Annotated in this window: 10 protein-coding genes; 9 read left to right on the forward strand and 1 reads right to left on the reverse strand. The window is 46.2% G+C overall.

The genetic code is table 11. From position 1 onward, the window contains the following. Nucleotides 1-136: 136 nt before the first annotated feature. From DW862_RS06695 to DW862_RS06735, 9 genes are all read left to right on the forward strand, one after another. Nucleotides 137-589, forward strand: coding sequence for a DUF1896 domain-containing protein (locus DW862_RS06695; protein WP_004304266.1), 453 nt, complete (start codon nt 137-139; stop codon nt 587-589). Further along, nucleotides 579-6,395, forward strand: coding sequence for an N-6 DNA methylase (locus DW862_RS06700; RefSeq protein WP_004291462.1), 5,817 nt, complete (start codon nt 579-581; stop codon nt 6,393-6,395). The genes DW862_RS06695 and DW862_RS06700 overlap by 11 nt, the downstream gene beginning before the upstream one ends. Nucleotides 6,396-7,052: 657 nt before the next feature. Next, nucleotides 7,053-8,978 (forward strand): tetracycline resistance ribosomal protection protein Tet(Q), encoded by a 1,926-nt coding sequence (tet(Q), locus tag DW862_RS06705; RefSeq protein ID WP_004291466.1) that lies wholly within the window; start codon nt 7,053-7,055, stop codon nt 8,976-8,978. Then, the gene (locus DW862_RS06710) at nt 8,978-11,296 is read left to right on the forward strand and encodes an ATP-binding protein (protein WP_004291467.1); all 2,319 of its coding nucleotides are present in this window, start codon (nt 8,978-8,980) and stop codon (nt 11,294-11,296) included. Before tet(Q) ends, DW862_RS06710 begins: the two co-directional genes overlap by 1 nt. Further along, entirely contained in the window at nt 11,289-12,611 is a 1,323-nt protein-coding gene (locus DW862_RS06715) for a sigma-54 dependent transcriptional regulator (RefSeq protein ID WP_004291471.1), read from the forward strand. Before DW862_RS06710 ends, DW862_RS06715 begins: the two co-directional genes overlap by 8 nt. A 279-nt stretch (nt 12,612-12,890) precedes the next feature. Continuing rightward, the gene (locus DW862_RS06720) at nt 12,891-13,313 is read left to right on the forward strand and encodes a dihydrofolate reductase family protein (protein ID WP_004291474.1); all 423 of its coding nucleotides are present in this window, start codon (nt 12,891-12,893) and stop codon (nt 13,311-13,313) included. Between the two features lie 238 nt (nt 13,314-13,551). Then, nucleotides 13,552-14,157, forward strand: a complete 606-nt coding sequence (locus DW862_RS06725) for an RteC domain-containing protein (RefSeq protein ID WP_004304269.1) — start codon at nt 13,552-13,554, stop codon at nt 14,155-14,157. A gap of 301 nt (nt 14,158-14,458) precedes the next feature. Beyond that, nucleotides 14,459-15,589 (forward strand): ATP-binding protein, encoded by a 1,131-nt coding sequence (locus DW862_RS06730; protein WP_004291480.1) that lies wholly within the window; start codon nt 14,459-14,461, stop codon nt 15,587-15,589. Between the two features lie 16 nt (nt 15,590-15,605). Further along, complete coding sequence (locus tag DW862_RS06735; RefSeq protein ID WP_120067522.1) at nt 15,606-18,851, forward strand: P-loop NTPase fold protein; 3,246 nt, start codon at nt 15,606-15,608, stop codon at nt 18,849-18,851. A gap of 131 nt (nt 18,852-18,982) precedes the next feature. Here DW862_RS06735 and DW862_RS06740 read toward each other — a convergent pair. Beyond that, nucleotides 18,983-20,130: TraM recognition domain-containing protein (locus DW862_RS06740; protein ID WP_117713404.1), on the reverse strand; the 1,148-nt coding region annotated here is incomplete at its 5' end.

Here is a 20,130-nt window from a genome sequence, read left to right on the forward strand (position 1 = left end):
AATGAATTGTTCTTCGATACCGGATTACACTCATACTTTGGATTTAGTGGTGGCACTCGGAGGGATACCGAGTGCCTTTTTCTTCCTTTTTCCAACCGATTATCCCGTTAATTATCAATCCGCTAAATCCAAAGTAATGAACAACAAGAAGAAAAACGAGGGTCAGACCGACTTTTCCTATTACGGTCTGTACCTGCTGGACTATCTCCGCACGAACAAGTTTGAACAGGCTGACGACACCGCTTTCATACGGGAACGGGCCGACCGTGCCGCCGAAACGTATGAGAGGGCACGGCTTGAAGGCTATCCCGCCGATGGTGCGCAGGAACTGGCGATGGACACGCTGCTGCGCGGGCTGCATTATTCCCGTTACGCCATCCTCCGCGAAGTCGTGGAAAACGAGTTTGCCGATGAAGTGCCGGAAGAGAAGCGTGAAGCCTTTGTCCTGAAACTGCTGCCGCTTGTCGGCAACGTGTTCTCCGTCTATGACCTCTCGGATGACAATTTCGCCCTGTCTTCCGATTACGACCTGCTCTACACGGAGCTGACGGGAGCAACCGTCCTTTACTTAGACGAATATGGCGTTTAACCGCAAACAGAAACTGCGGGACAACATCGAGGCGATACGGACGGCATTCATCCTTGACAGGGAAAATAGGACAGCGACAACCGAAGAGCGTGCCATACTTCAAAGGTACTGCGGTTTCGGCGGTCTGAAATGTATCCTCAACCCTGCAAAGGAACTGACGGATGCCGTCCGGTGGGCGAAATCCGACCTCGAACTGTTCGCCCCGACGGTGGAGCTGCACAGGCTTATCCGTGAGAACAGCAAGGACGAAACAGAGTACAAGCGGTTTGTGGATTCGCTGAAAGCGTCCGTGCTGACCGCTTTCTACACCCCCAAAGAGATAACCGACACCATCGCGGACGTGCTGGCAGATTACAGCGTCCGCCCCGCCCGTATGCTCGAACCGTCGGCAGGTGTCGGCGTGTTCGTGGATTCCATGCTGCGGCACAGCCCCAATGCGGATGTGATGGCTTTCGAGAAGGATCTGCTCACGGGTACAATCTTGAGGCATCTCTATCCCGACCAGAAAATGCGCACCTGCGGTTTTGAGAAAATCGAAAGACCGTTCAACAATTATTTCGACTTGGCGGTGTCCAACATTCCGTTCGGTGACATTGCCGTGTTCGACGCGGAGTTTCAGCGGAGCGACTCTTTCGGCAGACGCTCCGCCCAGAAAACCATCCACAACTATTTCTTTCTCAAAGGACTGGATGCCGTGCGTGACGGCGGTATCGTGGCGTTCATCACCTCGCAAGGGGTATTGAATAGCACCAAGACCTCCGTGCGTAACGAGCTGTTCAGTCAGGCCAATCTGGTATCCGCGATACGCCTGCCCAACAACCTGTTCACGGACAACGCGGGCACGGAGGTGGGCAGTGACCTGATTGTCCTGCAAAAGAACCTCAGCAAGAAGGAAATGTCGCAGGACGAGCGGCTGATGACCGTGATACAGACGGACACGAAAACCGCCCTGACCGACAACGCCTATTTCATCCACCACCCGGAACGCATCGTGCATACGATGGCGAAACTTGACACAGACCCCTACGGGAAGCCCGCTATGGTTTATCTGCACGAGGGCAAGGCAGCAGGCATCGCCGGGGATTTGCGCCGTATGCTCGACGAGGATTTCCATTACAGGCTTGCCATGCGCTTGTATTCGGGTTCAATCCGGCAGGCAGGAACGGAAGAAAAAGTTGCCGTTCAAAATAAAGTAGAGCGTCCTGCCATAAAATTGGAAACAGTATCCTCGGCGCAGACGGTGGAAACTCCGACAGAAAAGCCGCAACCCGCAGATGAAAAGCCGGAGATAGAACCGCGCCCGCAATATTCCGCAGGCGTGCAGCTCACCCTGCTTGACCTCTGGGGGATGACGGAAGAGGTCAGCCAACCGAAAACCTCCAAAAAGAAAAAGACGGTGAAAAAGGCAGTTACGGCAAAGTCCACTCCGCCCAAACCGAAAGTCACGGTTACACCGACAGCTCCAACTGCAAAACCCGCAATGGAGAATAAGGAGGTGAAAGCGGAGAACACCGCCAAGCCTGCCGACCCGGACGACATCTATGCCACACTGGACTGGGATACCAATCCTCCCATCAACGGTTTCTATGAAATGATGATGGGTTTGACGCCGGAGCGTAGGAAAGAACTTCGGGAACTGGCAAGGCAGCATAACGAGAAACAAGTGGCGGAAAAGACGGAAGTGAAAGCCGTGCCGGAAACTTCCCGTGAGCAGCCACGACAGGAGGAAACACAGCCGGAGGCAGTCGCCGCACCTGCCGTTACAGATACCCCATCGGAAGCGGTGGGGACTTTCCTTTTCCCCGACATCGAAGCGGAAAAGCCGAAGGAGGAAGTCGTGGACCTTTCTCCGCGTGCCTACCACCGCACGCCGGAGATGCACCTGCGCGAAGGGTCGCTGGTGGCTGACCGGGGGCGTCATAACATCGGCTACCTGAAAGACATCACGCCATACGGGGCGACATTCCAGCCGCTCGACCTGAAAGGATACCAGAAGGAAAAGGCGTTGTTGTATGTGTCGCTGCGTGACGCCTACGAGCGTCTGTACCGTTATGAATCGCTCCGGCGCGAGGCAAATGTTCCGTGGCGAGAGCATCTGAATACCTGTTACGATGAGTTTGTCATGCGCTACGGCAACCTCAACGCCAAGCAGAACGTGAAGTTAGTGATGATGGATGCGGGCGGGCGCGACATCCTTTCGCTGGAACGGATGGAAAACGGAAAGTTCGTCAAGGCGGACATCTTCGAGCATCCTGTTTCCTTCGCGGTGGAGAGCCATGCCAACGTAGGCTCTCCCGAAGAAGCCCTGTCTGCGTCGCTCAACAAATATGGTACGGTCAATCTCGACTATATGCGGGAGATAACCGACAGCACGGCGGAGGATTTGCTCACTGCCCTGCAAGGGCGCATCTACTACAATCCGCTCGTGACCGGTTACGAAATCAAAGACCGTTTCATCGCCGGAAATGTCATAGAGAAAGCGGAACGCATAGAGGCATGGATGGGTGACAATCCCGAAAATGAGCGTATGCCGGAGGTGAAGCAGGCGTTGGAGGCTCTGAAAGATGCCGAGCCGCAGCGCATCGCCTTCGAGGATCTGGACTTCAATTTCGGGGAACGCTGGATTCCGACGGGTGTCTATGCCGCCTACATGAGCCGGCTGTTCGACACGGAGGTGAAAATCGCCTATTCCGCAAGCATGGACGAGTTTTCGGTGGTGTGCGGCTACCGCACCATGAAAATCACGGACGAGTTTCTGGTGAAGGGGTATTACCGGAACTATGACGGTATGCACCTCCTAAAACACGCCCTGCACAACACCTGCCCTGACATGATGAAGTCCATCGGCAAGGACGAGCATGGCAACGACATCAAGATGCGCGACAGCGAGGGAATACAACTCGCCAACGCCAAGATTGACGAGATACGAAACGGCTTCTCCGAATGGCTCGAAGAGCAGTCGCCGCAGTTCAAGGAGCGGCTTGTGACGATGTATAACCGCAAGTTCAACTGTTTCGTGCGCCCGCGCTACGACGGCTCCCATCAGACCTTTCCCGACCTCAACCTGAAAGGGCTGGCAAGCCGGGGTATCAAGAGCGTCTATCCCTCACAGATGGATTGCGTCTGGATGTTGAAACAGAACGGCGGCGGAATTTGCGACCACGAGGTGGGAACCGGTAAGACGCTGATAATGTGCATCGCCGCGCATGAGATGAAGCGTCTGAATTTGGCACACAAGCCGATGATTATCGGGCTGAAAGCCAACGTTGCGGAGATTGCAGCCACCTATCAGGCGGCATATCCCAACGCACGTATTCTGTACGCTTCGGAGAAGGACTTTTCGACCGCCAACCGTGTGCGCTTCTTCAATAATATAAAGAACAACGACTACGATTGCGTCATCATGTCGCACGACCAGTTCGGCAAGATACCGCAGTCGCCGGAATTGCAGCAGCGCATCCTGCAAGCAGAGCTTGACACGGTGGAGGAAAACCTCGAAGTGCTACGGCAGCAGGGAAAGAACGTGTCGCGGGCGATGCTGAAAGGATTGGAGAAGCGCAAGCACAACCTTGAAGCGAAGCTGGAGAAGGTGGAACACGCCATAAAGTCACGCACGGACGACGTGGTGGATTTCAAGCAGATGGGCATCGACCACATCTTCATAGATGAGAGCCACCAGTTCAAGAATCTGACTTTCAACACGCGCCACGACCGTGTGGCGGGATTGGGAAACAGCGAGGGAAGCCAGAAGGCACTTAACATGCTCTTTGCCATACGCACCATACAGGAGCGCACAGGAAAAGACTTGGGTGCGACCTTCCTCTCCGGCACGACTATCAGCAACTCACTGACTGAATTGTACCTGCTGTTCAAGTACCTGCGCCCGAAGGAGCTGGAACGGCAGGACATAAGGTGTTTCGACGCTTGGGCGGCGATATTTGCCAAGAAGACGACGGATTTTGAATTTAACGTGACGAACAATGTGGTCCAGAAGGAGCGTTTCCGCTACTTCATCAAAGTGCCGGAGCTTGCCGCCTTCTATAATGAAATCACGGACTACCGCACGGCGGAGGATGTGGGCGTTGACCGTCCTGCCAAGAACGAGATACTGCACCATATACCGCCCACGCCGGAACAGGAGGACTTCATACAGAAACTGATGCAGTTCGCCAAGACGGGCGATGCCACCTTGTTGGGCAGGCTGCCGCTTTCGGAAACGGAAGAAAAGGCGAAGATGCTCATCGCCACGGACTATGCCCGGAAAATGGCACTCGACATGCGCATGATAGACCCGAATTACGAAGATCATCCCGACAACAAAGCGAGTCACTGTGCCAAGATGATCGCGGAGTATTATCAAAAATACGACGCCCAGAAAGGCACGCAGTTCGTTTTCTCTGATTTGGGGACATACCAGCCGGGCGACGGGTGGAACGTCTATTCGGAAATCAAGCGCAAACTGACGGAGGACTACGGTATACCGCCAAGCGAGGTGCGCTTCATTCAGGAGTGCAAGACCGACAAGGCGCGGAAGGCGGTGATAGACGCCATGAACGCCGGGACGGTGCGTGTGCTGTTCGGCTCTACCTCTATGCTCGGAACGGGTGTGAACGCCCAGAAACGGTGTGTGGCTATCCATCATCTCGATACGCCGTGGCGACCGTCCGACTTGCAACAGCGTGACGGACGCGGAGTTAGGGCAGGTAATGAGATTGCCAAACATTTCGCCGGGAACAACGTGGATGTAATCATCTACGCGGTGGAGAAGTCACTGGACAGCTACAAGTTCAACCTCCTGCACTGCAAGCAGACTTTCATAAGCCAGCTCAAAAGCGGTGCGATGGGTGCGCGTACCATCGACGAGGGGGCAATGGACGAAAAATCGGGCATGAATTTCTCGGAATACATGGCGTTGCTCTCCGGCAATACCGACCTGTTGGACAAGGCGAAACTGGAAAAGCGGATCGCATCGCTCGAAGGGGAACGCAAGTCGTTCAACAAGGGCAAGCGTGATTCGGAGTTCAAGCTGGAGTCAAAGACCGGCGAGTTGCGCAACAACACGGCTTTCATAGATGCCATGACGGAGGACTGGAACCGCTTCCTGTCGGTGGTGCAGACCGACAAGGAGGGCAACCGCCTTAATATAATAAAGGTGGACGGAGTGGATTCCGCCGATGAGAAGGTCATCGGAAAGCGTTTGCAGGAGATAGCCAAGAATGCCACGACCGGAGGGTTGTACACGCAGGTCGGTGAACTTTACGGTTTTCCGATAAAGGTGGTGAGCGAAAGGATACTCAAAGAGGGATTGGAGTTCACCGACAACCGCTTCGTGGTCGAGGGGAACTACAAGTACACCTACAACAACGGGCATCTGGCGATGGCTGACCCGTTGGCCGCCGCCCGCAACTTCCTCAACGCGATGGAGAGGATACCCTCCATCATCGACCAGTACAAGGCGAAGAACGAGGTGCTGGAGATGGAGATACCGCAGTTACAGGAGATAGCGGGTAAGGTGTGGAAGAAGGAGGACGAGCTGAAGCAGTTGAAGTCCGAACTTGCCGCCCTTGACCGAAAAATTCAGCTGGAGCTTGCGCCACCCACGCCCGAAGTCGCAGAAAAGGAGAATGAAGGGCAACAGCTCAAGCCGGAAGCGGAAGATGTGAGGAACAGGCAGGCGCAATATCCCGAAAATGCACCGCCGCAGATACGCAGTCCGGCGGATAGTATCGTTGCCAACCATGTCATAATCGGGCGTCCGGGACTGTATGCCAAGGAGGAAACCCGGTCCAAAGGATTGAAAATATAACCTAAGGAATTTTATCTGAAGTATTAATAAGGGCTATCCCAAAAGGTCTAAAAGTAAATTTTATCCTTTCTGCAAGTATCTATAGGATGGCAACTGCATTTTTTTCTTTTTGGGCAGCCCTTATTAAAATTTATTCTTATTTTAGGTTATATACATTCATGTCCATTTATGTAAAAAATTCCTGCTGACCTTGTTTATGTCTTGTCAGTCACCATTTGCAAAACCATATTTGACCCTCAAAGAGGCTGAATTTGATAAGTAACTTGCTACATACTCATAATAAGGAGCTAAATAGAACACGAATGGGAAATACACAAATGCTAAACTAAAGAAGATATTGGCCAAAATAAACGCTATACCGAGAGAGAAACTTGATTTTTCAACTTCCTAAAACGGTGTTGTTCAAACATTTCTACTTATTTGTACTTGCCAGTTGAACCTACGCTTCCCTAATAAAATGTCTATGGTAAAAAGTTAAAAAATCCTCCCACTTTTGTTAGATATATTTTTTTGTGTAATTTTGTAATCGTTATGCGGCAGTAATAATATACATATTAATACGAGTTAGTAATCCTGTAGTTCTCATATGCTACGAGGAGGTATTAAAAGGTGCGTTTCGACAATGCATCTACTGTAGTATATTATTGCTTAATCCAAATGAATATTATAAATTTAGGAATTCTTGCTCACATTGATGCAGGAAAAACTTCCGTAACCGAGAATCTGCTGTTTGCCAGTGGAGCAACGGAAAAGTGCGGCCGTGTGGATAATGGTGACACCATAACGGACTCTATGGATATAGAGAAACGTAGAGGAATTACTGTCCGGGCTTCTACGACATCTATTATCTGGAATGGAGTGAAATGCAATATCATTGACACTCCGGGACACATGGATTTTATTGCGGAAGTGGAGCGGACATTCAAAATGCTTGATGGAGCAGTCCTCATCTTATCCGCAAAGGAAGGCATACAAGCGCAGACAAAGTTGCTGTTCAGTACTTTACAAAAGCTGCAAATCCCGACAATTATATTTATCAATAAGATTGACCGTGCCGGTGTGAATTTGGAGCGTTTGTATATGGATATAAAAACAAATCTGTCGCAAGATGTCCTGTTTATGCAAACTGTTGTCGATGGATCGGTTTATCCGGTTTGCTCCCAAACATATATAAAGGAAGAATACAAAGAATTTGTATGCAACCATGACGACGATATATTAGAACGATATTTGGCGGATAGCGAAATTTCACCGGCTGATTATTGGAATACGATAATCGCTCTTGTGGCAAAAGCCAAAGTCTATCCGGTGCTACATGGATCAGCAATGTTCAATATCGGTATCAATGAGTTGTTGGACGCCATTTCTTCTTTTATACTTCCTCCGGCATCAGTCTCAAACAGACTTTCAGCTTATCTCTATAAGATAGAGCATGACCCCAAAGGGCATAAAAGAAGTTTTCTTAAAATAATTGACGGAAGTCTGAGACTTCGAGACGTTGTAAGAATCAACGATTCGGAAAAATTCATCAAGATTAAAAATCTAAAGACTATTTATCAGGGCAGAGAGATAAATGTTGATGAAGTGGGTGCCAATGATATCGCGATTGTAGAAGATATAGAAGATTTTCGAATCGGAGATTATTTAGGTGCTAAACCTTGTTTGATTCAAGGATTATCTCATCAGCATCCCGCTCTCAAATCCTCCGTCCGGCCAAATAAGCCCGAAGAGAGAAGCAAGGTGATATCCGCTCTGAATACATTGTGGATTGAAGACCCGTCTTTGTCCTTTTCCATAAACTCATATAGTGATGAATTGGAAATCTCGTTATATGGTTTGACCCAAAAGGAAATCATACAGACATTGCTGGAAGAACGATTTTCCGTAAAGGTCCATTTTGATGAGATCAAGACTATCTACAAAGAACGACCTATAAAAAAGGTCAATAAGATTATTCAGATCGAAGTACCACCCAACCCTTACTGGGCCACAATAGGGCTGACTCTTGAACCCTTACCGTTAGGGGCAGGGTTGCAAATCGAAAGTGACATCTCCTATGGTTATCTGAACCATTCTTTTCAAAATGCCGTTTTTGAAGGGATTCGTATGTCTTGCCAATCTGGTTTACATGGATGGGAAGTGACAGATCTGAAAGTAACTTTTACTCAAGCCGAGTATTATAGCCCGGTAAGTACACCTGCTGATTTCAGACAGCTGACCCCTTATGTCTTCAGGCTGGCTTTGCAACAGTCAGGTGTGGACATTCTCGAACCGATGCTCTGTTTTGAGTTGCAGATACCCCAAGTAGCGAGTTCCAAAGCTATTACAGATTTGCAAAAACTGATGTCTGAGATTGAAGACATCAGTTGTAATAATGAGTGGTGTCATATTAAAGGGAAAGTTCCATTAAATACAAGTAAAGACTATGCCTCAGAAGTAAGTTCGTACACTAAGGGCTTAGGCATTTTTATGGTTAAGCCATGTGGGTATCAAATAACAAAAGACGGTTATTCTGATAATATCCGCATGAACGAAAAAGATAAACTTTTATTCATGTTCCAAAAATCAATGTCATTAAAATAATGGAGCGGTCAGGAAATTTCTATAAGGCAATACGGTTGGGATATATACTTATCTCCATTCTTATCGGATGTATGGCATATAATAGCCTCTATGAATGGCAGGAGATAGAAGCATTAGAACTTGGCAATAAAAAAATAGACGAGCTCCGAAAAGAAATAAACAATATCAATATTCAAATGATAAAATTTTCTCTATTGGGTGAAACAATACTGGAATGGAACGATAAAGATATCGAGCATTACCATGCACGGCGTATGGCAATGGACAGTATGCTCTGCCGTTTCAAGGCCACCTATCCAGCAGAGCGCATCGATAGTGTGCGCAGTCTTTTAGAGGATAAGGAACGACAGATGTTCCAGATAGTCCGGTTAATGGATGAACAACAATCTATTAACAAGAAGATAGCCAATCAAATTCCGGTTATTGTACAGAAAAGTGTGCAGGAACAGTCCAAAAAGCCAAAACGAAAAGGTTTCTTAGGCATATTCGGCAAAAAAAAGGAAGTAACTCCAGCAGTATCAACCACTATCCTTCATTCGGTCAATAGAAACGTAATCAGCGAACAGAAAGTGCAGGATCGCCAATTGTCGGAACAAGCCGACAGCCTTGCAGCTCGTAATGCAGAACTTAACAGACAACTGCAAGAATTGATTTGCCAAATAGAAGAAAAGGTACAAACCGAACTGCAAAGCCGGGAAAACGAAATAGTTGCCATGCGTGAAAAGTCATTTATGCAAGTAGGCGGTTTAATGGGATTCGTTCTTCTATTGTTGTTAATTTCCTACATCATCATACATCGTGATGCAAAAAGCATTAAACAATACAAGCACAAGACAACTGATTTGATAAGGCAACTGGAACAATCCGTACAACGGAACGAGGCACTGATAACGTCAAGGAAGAAGGCGGTACATACTATCACCCATGAACTGCGCACACCGCTGACAGCAATAACAGGCTATGCCGGACTGATACGGAAAGAACAGTGTGAGGATAAGTCCGGGCAGTATATCCAAAACATACTGCAATCCTCCGACCGTATGCGGGATATGCTTAACACTTTGCTTGACTTCTTCCGCCTGGACAACGGCAAGGAACAGCCCCGTCTGTCACCCTGCCGGATTTCAGCAATCACGCACACACTTGAAACGGAGTTCATGCCTGTTGCCGTGAACAAAGGGCTGTCCTTGTCCGTGAAGACTGGACACGATGCCATTGTATTGACCGACAAAGAGCGAATAATACAAATCGGGAATAACCTGCTGTCAAACGCTGTCAAGTTCACAGAAGAAGGCGGTGTTTCTTTGATTACTGAATATGATAATGGAGTTCTGACACTGGTCGTTGAAGATACAGGTACAGGCATGACAGAAGAGGAACAGAAACAAGCGTTCGGTGCGTTTGAACGTCTATCAAATGCCGCCGCAAAGGAGGGTTTCGGGCTTGGGCTTGCCATAATGCGTAATATTGTGTCGATGCTTGGCGGAACAATCCGTTTAGACAGCAAGAAAGGGAAAGGCAGTCGTTTCACAGTTGAAATTTCTATGCAGGAAGCTGAAGAACAGCTTGGATATACAAGCAATACACCTGTTTATCATAACAATAAATTCCATGATGTTGTCGCCATTGACAATGATGAGGTATTACTTCTGATGCTGAAAGAGATGTATTCCCAAGAAGGAATACACTGCGACACTTGCACCGATGCTGCGGCACTGATGGAAATGATACGCCAGAAAGAATACAGCCTGTTGCTGACAGACTTGAATATGCCCGATATAAACGGTTTCGAATTGCTGGAACTGTTGCGTTCGTCCAACGTGGGCAATTCACCAACAATCCCGGTGGTTGTGGCAACCGCTTCGGGCAGTTGTAACAAAGGGGAACTATTGGCAAAAGGCTTTGCCGGATGCCTGTTCAAACCGTTCTCCATATCGGAACTGATGGAGGTTTCCGACAGGTGTGCCATAAAAGCGACACCGGACGGGAAACCGGACTTTTCCGCCTTATTGTCCTATGGCAATGAAGCCGTCATGCTGGAAAAGTTGATAACTGAAACAGAAAAGGAAATGCAGGCGGTACGGGATGCAGCAAAAGAAAAAGACCTGCAAAAGCTGGATTCCCTGATCCACCACCTGCGCAGTTCGTGGGAGGTGCTCCGTGCCGACCAACCGCTGAATGTACTTTACGGATTGCTTCGTGGCGATGCTCTCCCGGATGGTGAAGCGTTAAGCCATGCCGTGACTGCCGTGCTGGATAAGGGAGTGGAAATAATACGGTTGGCAGAAGAGGAAAGGAGAAAATACGAAGATGAATAAGACAAAAATAATTGTGGTGGAAGACAACATCGTGTATTGCGAATATGTCTGCAATATGCTGTCACGGGAGGGCTACCGCAATATGAAGGCTTACCACCTCTCAACCGCGAAGAAACATCTGCAACAGGCAACAGATAATGATATCGTGGTTGCCGACCTGCGTCTGCCTGACGGCAGTGGCATAGACCTTTTGTGCTGGATGCGAAAGGAGGGAAAGATGCAGCCCTTCATCATTATGACCGACTACGCCGAAGTTAATACCGCCGTGGAAAGCATGAAACTCGGCTCGATAGACTATATTCCCAAACAGCTTGTGGAGGATAAACTTGTCCCCCTGATCCGTTCCATACTGAAAGAACGTCAGGCAGGACAACGCCGTATGCCTATATTCGCCCGTGAAGGTTCCGCCTTTCAGAAAATCATGCACCGCATAAGGCTGGTAGCCGCCACCGATATGAGCGTGATGATATTTGGTGAGAACGGCACGGGCAAGGAGCATATTGCCCACCTGTTGCATGACAAGAGCAAACGTGCAGGCAAGCCATTTGTGGCGGTGGACTGCGGTTCACTCTCCAAAGAGCTTGCACCGTCGGCTTTCTTCGGACACGTCAAAGGTGCATTTACAGGTGCGGACAATGCCAAGAAAGGATATTTCCATGAGGCGGAAGGCGGCACGTTGTTTCTGGACGAGGTAGGAAACCTCGCGTTGGAAACCCAACAGATGTTGCTCCGTGCCATACAGGAGAGGCGGTATCGCCCGGTCGGAGACAAGGCAGACCGGAATTTCAATGTCCGCATCATCGCTGCTACCAATGAAGATTTGGAGGTATCGGTGAATGAAAAGCGTTTTCGGCAGGATCTTCTGTACCGCCTGCACGACTTCGGGATAACCGTTCCTCCGTTGCGTGACTGTCAAGAAGACATTATGCCGCTGGCAGAGTTCTTCCGTGATATGGCAAACAGAGAGCTGGAGTGTAGCGTGAGCGGGTTCAGTTCCGAAGCACGTAAAGCGTTGCTGACACACGCATGGCCGGGCAACGTGCGGGAACTTCGGCAGAAAGTTATGGGTGCTGTATTGCAGGCGCAGGAAGGTGTTGTCATGAAAGAGCATCTGGAACTTGCCGTGACGAAACCGACCTCTACTGTCAGCTTCGCCTTGCGCAATGACGCGGAGGATAAGGAGCGGATATTGCGTGCGTTGAAACAGGCAAACGGCAACCGGAGTGTCGCCGCAGAACTGCTCGGCATAGGCAGGACAACACTATACAGCAAACTTGAAGAGTATGGACTTAAATATAAATTCAAGCAATCATAGCCCGTAATTCACTGAATTTGGCTATCTTTGCATAACATTTGAGAAAAACGGCGATTGGCAGGAGCTTTTCGCCGCCAACATATAGGATAAGACCGCAAGGCGTTTCAAGCGAAAATCTGGTAAATTGGAACTACGGAGACGATTGCGTGATGCTTATGCTATGCTTACGCATAGCGTGCATTCACGTACTCTCCGTAAAGGCTTTACCAGAGCCATCGCTTGAAGGTAGTGTGAATTGCACGCTACTTTTTTACCCTTGCCTAACGAAAGGAAACGATTATGGGTAAAGTTCAGATTCTCGCCGTACTGACGATGGACGGATGTCTTTCTTCAGAGTTATATGATAAAGCACATCAGGATTTGTGCCTTGACCGTTGCGGTCTTGATGAAATCAGGAAGAAAGCCTTTTACCGTGTGACACCGGACTATTCCATTTCAATGCTGCACGAATGGAGAAAAGACTGCACAAACATCCGTTACCTCGCGGAAGCCACACCGGACACGGCAGACTATATAAACGGACTGCTGCGGATGCACGCTGTGGATGAAATCATACTATACACCGTTCCTTTCATATCCGGAAGCGGACGACATTTTTTTAAGTCGGCTCTGCCAGAGCAACACTGGACGCTTTCCTCTTTGAAAAGCTATCCCAACGGTGTATGTCGCATTATCTATATCCTTGATAAAAAAGCAAGATAGCCAAAATGTGCGGCAAGCATACATTTCTATTTTCAGGAATAGAATAAATGTTCCGATTACAAACAATTTAAGTCGGAGATAATTTGTCCTTGTGAAAAAATACTGAATTTTATACCTCTGAAATCCAGCACTTTGTAAAATTGAGTGTTGGATTTTTTATTTTCTGCCGCGTTTTTTGCCAATTATATTCATGTGCGCACGCAGAAAACAAAGTGTAATTTTCAAAATTGACAGAACCATGAATTATTTCTTGCTGGCGGAAACCGACTTTTTCCGCCTGATAAACGAAGCCGGCGACTGCAATATGGAAACGGCATACACGGCTTTCGCCACCCAAGTGATCGAACTGTGCAACGGCGGCATGGACATGAACCTTACCGTCATCGCGCTTGCCTACATCGAAATCGAGTTGCAGCACCATCCCGTACGTAATCTGTCAGAAGAAAAAAGAGAGATTGCCGCCTACGTCAGCAAGGCTCTGTCTTTCGTAAGAAAGATGCAGAAATTCCTTGCCACGCCCCAAGTGCCACCACTAATATCCGCCAACAACGCAACAGAAACCACCGCCAGCCTTCTTCAATGGACGGGCAATGCCATCGACCTCGTGGAACTTATCTACGGCATAGACGTGATGGGCTGCATCAACAACGGCAATATGCCGCTCAAACAGCTCGCCCCACTTCTCTATAAGATATTCGGGGTTGATTCTAAAGACTGCTACCGCTTCTACACTGATATCAAACGCCGGAAGAACGAAAGCCGCACCTATTTCATTGACAGGATGCAGGAAAAACTGAACGAGAGAATGTTGCGTGATGAGGAGTTGGAGCGGATGAGAAAATAAAAAAATATCCATTACATATGAGAAGACAGGAATACTCGTATCCTGTCTTTTTATTTTCATTTAATTATATATTAATTAGCACAATATATGTGAGTTTTTCATTCCTATAAGGACAAATTTCAGAAACGTATGTCTGGTAAATTATTGAGTCATCATAGTATGAACATATATCATTACTAAAAACAATGAAACAACTTCCATAAGATTGTGGTTGTAAAAATCGCCATTTAATAGCCCGTTTTTTTTGTAAAATTCGCCAATTAAAAAAATATGATTATCTTTGCATTATATTTTATAAGGTATGGAAACAGTAAATAGAATACTTCAAGAGAAGATTACAGCACGAATCGCGCCCAATAAAGCAGTACTGATTTTTGGTGCTCGCCGTGTTGGTAAAACGGTAATGATGCGTAAAATTGTGGACAACTATTCAGGTAGGACGATGATGCTCAACGGCGAAGACTACGACACATTAGCACTATTGGAGAATCGCTCAATAGCCAATTATCGGCATTTATTGGATGGTATTGATTTGCTGGCTATTGATGAGGCACAGAACATACCACAAATCGGTAGTATTCTGAAGTTGATAGTTGATGAAATACCGGGAATAAGTGTCTTGGCAAGTGGTTCTTCGTCATTCGATTTGCTGAATAAGACTGGTGAACCGTTGGTCGGCCGCAGTACGCAATTTCTCCTTACACCATTCTCGCAACGGGAAATCGCACAGACGGAAACGGCACTTGAAACCCGCCAGAACCTCGAAGCGCGCTTGATTTACGGTTCCTATCCCGAAGTAGTAATGATGGAGAACTATGAACGTAAAACAGACTACCTACGTGATATTGTCGGTGCATACCTGCTTAAAGATATCTTAGCAATTGACGGCTTAAAAAATTCGAGCAAGATGCGCGATCTACTGCGATTGATAGCTTTTCAGTTGGGCAGCGAAGTTTCTTACGAAGAGTTAGGTAAACAACTCGGCATGAGCAAGACGACCGTTGAAAAATACCTCGACCTATTGGAAAAGGTCTTCGTTATCTATCGTCTGGGGGCTTATTCGCGTAACCTACGCAAGGAGGTTACAAAAGCTGGCAAGTGGTACTTCTACGACAACGGCATTCGCAATGCCATTATCGGGGCTTTCTCACCGCTGGCCATTCGGCAGGATGTCGGTGCGCTGTGGGAGAACTACATCATCGGAGAGCGGCGCAAAGCGAACTTCAATGAGGGACTGCACAGGGAGTTCTATTTCTGGCGCACCTACGACAAACAGGAAATCGACCTGATTGAGGAGAGTGCCGACAGTCTTACCGCCTTGGAGTTCAAGTGGGGAAATAAAATGCCGGCCGCACCGAAAGCCTTCCAAGAAGCCTATCCCTATGCCGAGTTTCATGTGGTAAATCGGGAGAATTATTTGGAGTTCGTATAATCAATAAATTACGTATATGGAAACAAAACTACAATCCAAACAGCAATATCCGCGGTTTATCCAAAATAAACCGTGTGGTATTGACAAATTCGATGGAGGTTCGCAAGAAAGGTTGGCAAAAACTATTGCTCGCCATTTTTGTCAGAATGATTCATTGGATGAGGAATGTACTTTACCTCGAATTATCGGCATCGAAGGTATTTGGGGATCTGGAAAATCCAACGTGGTTAAAATGTTGGAACGTGAATTATCAGACGACTATTACTTTTTTGAGTATGACGCATGGGGACATCAAGAGGACTTGCAACGCCGCTCTATATTGGAATTGCTTACAAGCAAACTTATTGATGATGGTATCCTATCTGGAAATGCAACAATAAAAGTCAAAGGTGGAGGTACGAAAACCGTATCATGGTCTGAAAAGCTGAAATATTTATTAGCCCGTAAAACGGAGACCGTAACCGAAAAATATCCCCTTATCAGTAATGGTATGGTTGCGGCATTTTTGGTTGCAGTTTTAACTCCGATATTTACATTTATTGCGTATGCAGTAAAACCTACACCCACAACATGGTGGTTTTCTTTATTGTCTATTATCATAGCTGCACTGCCAGTTCTTATTGCATTGTGCGTTTGGAAATGGGCATATAGCAAAGATCATAAATATGGATGGAGTTATATGTTAGCTATTTATCAAGATAAAGTCGAAAAGGACGTTTGCTATGAGACTTTGAGCGAAGACGAACCAACGGTTTACGAGTTCAAAACATGGATGCAAGACATTTCTGATTTTATCAAGGAAAAAGGACAACGTAAATTAGTCCTTGTTTTTGACAACATGGATCGTCTCCCCGCTGAAAAAGTAAAAGAATTATGGTCTTCTATCCATACGTTCTTCGCCGATAGCGGTTTTGAAAATGTTTGGGCTGTTATTCCTTTCGATGAAACACATTTAGCTTGTGCATTCGGAGATGAGACCGACGAACAAACGAAACAACTGACCAAGTATTTTATCAATAAAACTTTCCCTATTGTTTATCGTGTTGCTCCTCCTGTTATTACCGACTATCGAAGTATATTCAACAAACTGTTTGTTGAAGCATTTGGAGAAACAGAAAATGAAGCGAAAGAAACTATAAATCGGATATTCAGATTGGTAAATCCTAATGCCAATGTTAGGGAAATTATATCATATATCAATGAGATGGTCGCTCTTAAACAAGAGTGGTGTAACGAAATTTTGATGATAAACATAGCATTGTTCTGTTTGAAGAAGACGGATATTCTGGCAAATCCAGTAGAACAAATATTGTCCGGCGACTATCTGAATGGCATTCAAACAATAATTAACAATGATCTGCAAACACAACGCGAAATTGCAGCTTTGGTATATGGTGTCGATGTTGAAGATGCTCGACAAATTCCATTGAAAAAATATATTGAAGGCTGCATCAACGGAGAAGAAGACCACGACATAAATCAATATGCAGAGACTAATAAACAATTTGACACTGTATTAGAAGAAGTTATACAATGTATGGACAATGCGCTTATCGATAAGATTATACATTGTTTGCATAAATTAACTCGAAAGAGCGATGTTATTCTGCGTGTATGGCAAAGAATAGCACAATTGAAATTAAAAGAATCCATAGAGAAGCAGGTGTTCCCTGTCGAATACCAAGAACTGCTGTTGCATTTAGACACGGAAAGCCAAAACCATGTGATTGCTCAATTATATAAGAAGATAGTTCGGTTCAATGACTTCAATGGCGGCGACTATTTCAAAACGTTAGATGCAATAGACAGGTTTATTGCGCAAAATAAGTTGGCGTGCGATTTTACGTCATTGATTGAAGCAAAAACAGTCAAGCCAAATACATTTATCGATTATATTCAAGCTGCAAATGCAACAGATGCTGCCTATCGGGATAACGCGACAACTAAAGCATATAAATATTATCAAGTAGCAACAAATTCGGAGGCGCTCGATAATTATTTGGCAAACTTACTACCCGATAATTTCGACCATGCAGATATTGTAAAAACGTTAAAAGATAATTCTACCTATACGTTTCCAACGCTTTTGCAAGCGATCACGAATTGCATTGATGAACAGAATGTAAATAAAGGGGCTATATTTACAACCTATCGTTTATTGGCATCTGACGAAGAAAGACCTTTACCTGTAACGTTAGATTCAACCTACATAAATCAGTTGCATTCTGAATTAGAAACTGATGGCCGAAACATTAAAGAGTCTGGATATTACGATTTAGTCGCCATGCAATTGGCACATGGTCATTCCGTTTCCTTAATAGAGGGTGGAGATATAAAATATGTTGCAGAACTCATGGACTATTATGTGGATCATGGAGACTTATTAGTAAATAGTGTGGGATGGAATATACCGCTATTAAATGAAACACTACAATACATGGTAAATCATAAACTTGGCTATAAATTATTGCTCTCAGACATATTGCCCCAATTTGAAGATATTAAGAACAGAATAGGTGTAACGGATGAGGTATTTATCGAGCATTTAGCAGAGTGGAATACCGATTTGGATAAGTATATCACTAAGAACAATATTAAAGATGTAATTCCTGACGCATCTTTTTACGATTTGACCACTAAAATAAGCAATGTCCTGACCGATCATATCAATAAAATAGCGTTCGAAGCGTTGTCTGAAATAAGTGTTGATACATTATACGCCCAAAGAACAGCACATACATCATATTATTGGTTTGTCGCAATAAAACATTTACTGGCTAAAATCAAATCCTTGCCAGATAACTTGACTGAATTTGGCAAAAAGATTCTGATGGATATTGCTTCTGGAACTCAAAGTTTGAATCCTTTCCCTAATTGTTTCAAGAATATAGTTGAAAGATTGGATAAACGAAAAATTAAATCGACAGTTACCGATATAAGAAATGATTTCTGCATCGGTAAAAAGACTATCAATGCAATAAAGTTTCAATTTTTCGAAACATGGCTTAGATCGCATGGTAATTTGAAAAGTCAAGCTGGAGACGTTATTGATAAAATAGTGAAACCTGTAATTTCCGATGGGGCATGCCGTTCATTGATTCTGCAAAACAAAGATTTTTATATGGATTTAATAAATACAGCAGGGGATGATGCTTATGAATTGAAAAAGAGTCTCCGAAACCTCATACAAAAAGATTCAGATCCGCAATTGGTTAAATTTGTCAATTCGATAGATTCAGTACCTGAGGTTGAAACCGCGTAAGTATTTGTCTAACAAGTCCGAATTTTACGATTTTACCCGTCAGAACTGAAGTGCCCCCCAAAAAAATTGTATCCAACTTTTGGGGGTCACTTCAAACTTCGATAGGGATAATTTTCAATTTTGGGGACTTGTTAGACAGTCTCATTATCTGGTAGCAGTTTACACAGCACCGGATCGTTTTTGATACGCTCCAGTTCCTCCTGCACAATCTGCTTCACCTCTTCCTTGATGCGCCGGTAGTTCGCCTGCACCGTTTCCTTCATGCGGTCGTTGCCGTCCTCGTCCGTGAAGTTTGTAATGACGGGAATTTTCTTGTAGGCACTTTCTTCCCGTTTCACCTTTTCGGCATCCACCACAATCTCGCAATGAAAAATCTTCTGCTCGATACGCTCGTTGAAGTTGTCGGATACAGAACCGACAAACATTCCCTGCGTAAGCCCGGAAATCTTACTCGGTGGAATGAGCGCGTCCATCTGCGTGTTGATGGAGGTGGAAACATCCTGCCGGTTGATGGAGATGGACTGCCGTTTCTGCAACACCTTACCGAACCGCTCGGAGAGCGTCTTGGCTGTTTCCCCCACCACCTGACCGGAGAAAATATTGCCGACAGTGTTCATCACCACTTTCGCCTCTTTGTCCCCGTAGTCACGCACTAACTGGCTGAAATCCTGAAAGCCCAGACACACGGCAACCTTGTTGCTTCGGGCGGTAGCTATAAGATTGTCCAACCCTTTGAAGTATATTGTGGGCAACTCGTCGATGATGACCGATGACTTCAGCATCCCCTTCTTGTTGATGAGCTTCACGATACGGGAATTATACAGACCGAGTGCCGCACCGTAGATATTCTGACGGTCGGGATTGTTACCCACGCAGAGGATTTTCGGCTCTTCGGGATTGTTGATGTCCAGCGTAAACTCGCTGTCTGACATCACCCAGTAGAGCTGCGGTGAAATCATCCTCGAAAGCGGGATTTTTGCCGACGCTATCTGACCCATGAGCTGCTCCGCAGCCCCTCCAAGCCACGCATCCATGAACGGCGAAAGGTAGTTCTCCAGCTCCGGATAAGAGGTCAGTATCGGAAATATATCCTCGTAACGGCGGTTCAGAAACTCGATAGCATGGGGAAACGTGCAAAACTTCCCGTTCTGATAGATTTTGAGATACCAGATAATACTGGCAAACAGAATGATAGGTGACTCCACGAAGAAGTCGCCCTGCTTTTGCACATCGGGTAAGTCAAGGGCATTGCTGCCCCCTTCTCCCCTAAGAACCGTAC

The sequence above is a fragment of the Bacteroides sp. AM37-9 genome, assembly GCF_003603455.1.
Lineage (GTDB): Bacteria > Bacteroidota > Bacteroidia > Bacteroidales > Bacteroidaceae > Bacteroides > Bacteroides xylanisolvens.

Coding starts and splice junctions, on each gene's coding strand:
- DW862_RS06695 (WP_004304266.1), top strand. CDS start 137: ATGAACAACAAGAAGAAAAACGAGGGTCAGACCGACTTTTCCTATTAC.
- DW862_RS06700 (WP_004291462.1), top strand. CDS start 579: ATGGCGTTTAACCGCAAACAGAAACTGCGGGACAACATCGAGGCGATA.
- DW862_RS06710 (WP_004291467.1), top strand. CDS start 8,978: ATGGAGCGGTCAGGAAATTTCTATAAGGCAATACGGTTGGGATATATA.
- DW862_RS06715 (WP_004291471.1), top strand. CDS start 11,289: ATGAATAAGACAAAAATAATTGTGGTGGAAGACAACATCGTGTATTGC.
- DW862_RS06720 (WP_004291474.1), top strand. CDS start 12,891: ATGGGTAAAGTTCAGATTCTCGCCGTACTGACGATGGACGGATGTCTT.
- DW862_RS06725 (WP_004304269.1), top strand. CDS start 13,552: ATGAATTATTTCTTGCTGGCGGAAACCGACTTTTTCCGCCTGATAAAC.
- DW862_RS06730 (WP_004291480.1), top strand. CDS start 14,459: ATGGAAACAGTAAATAGAATACTTCAAGAGAAGATTACAGCACGAATC.
- DW862_RS06735 (WP_120067522.1), top strand. CDS start 15,606: ATGGAAACAAAACTACAATCCAAACAGCAATATCCGCGGTTTATCCAA.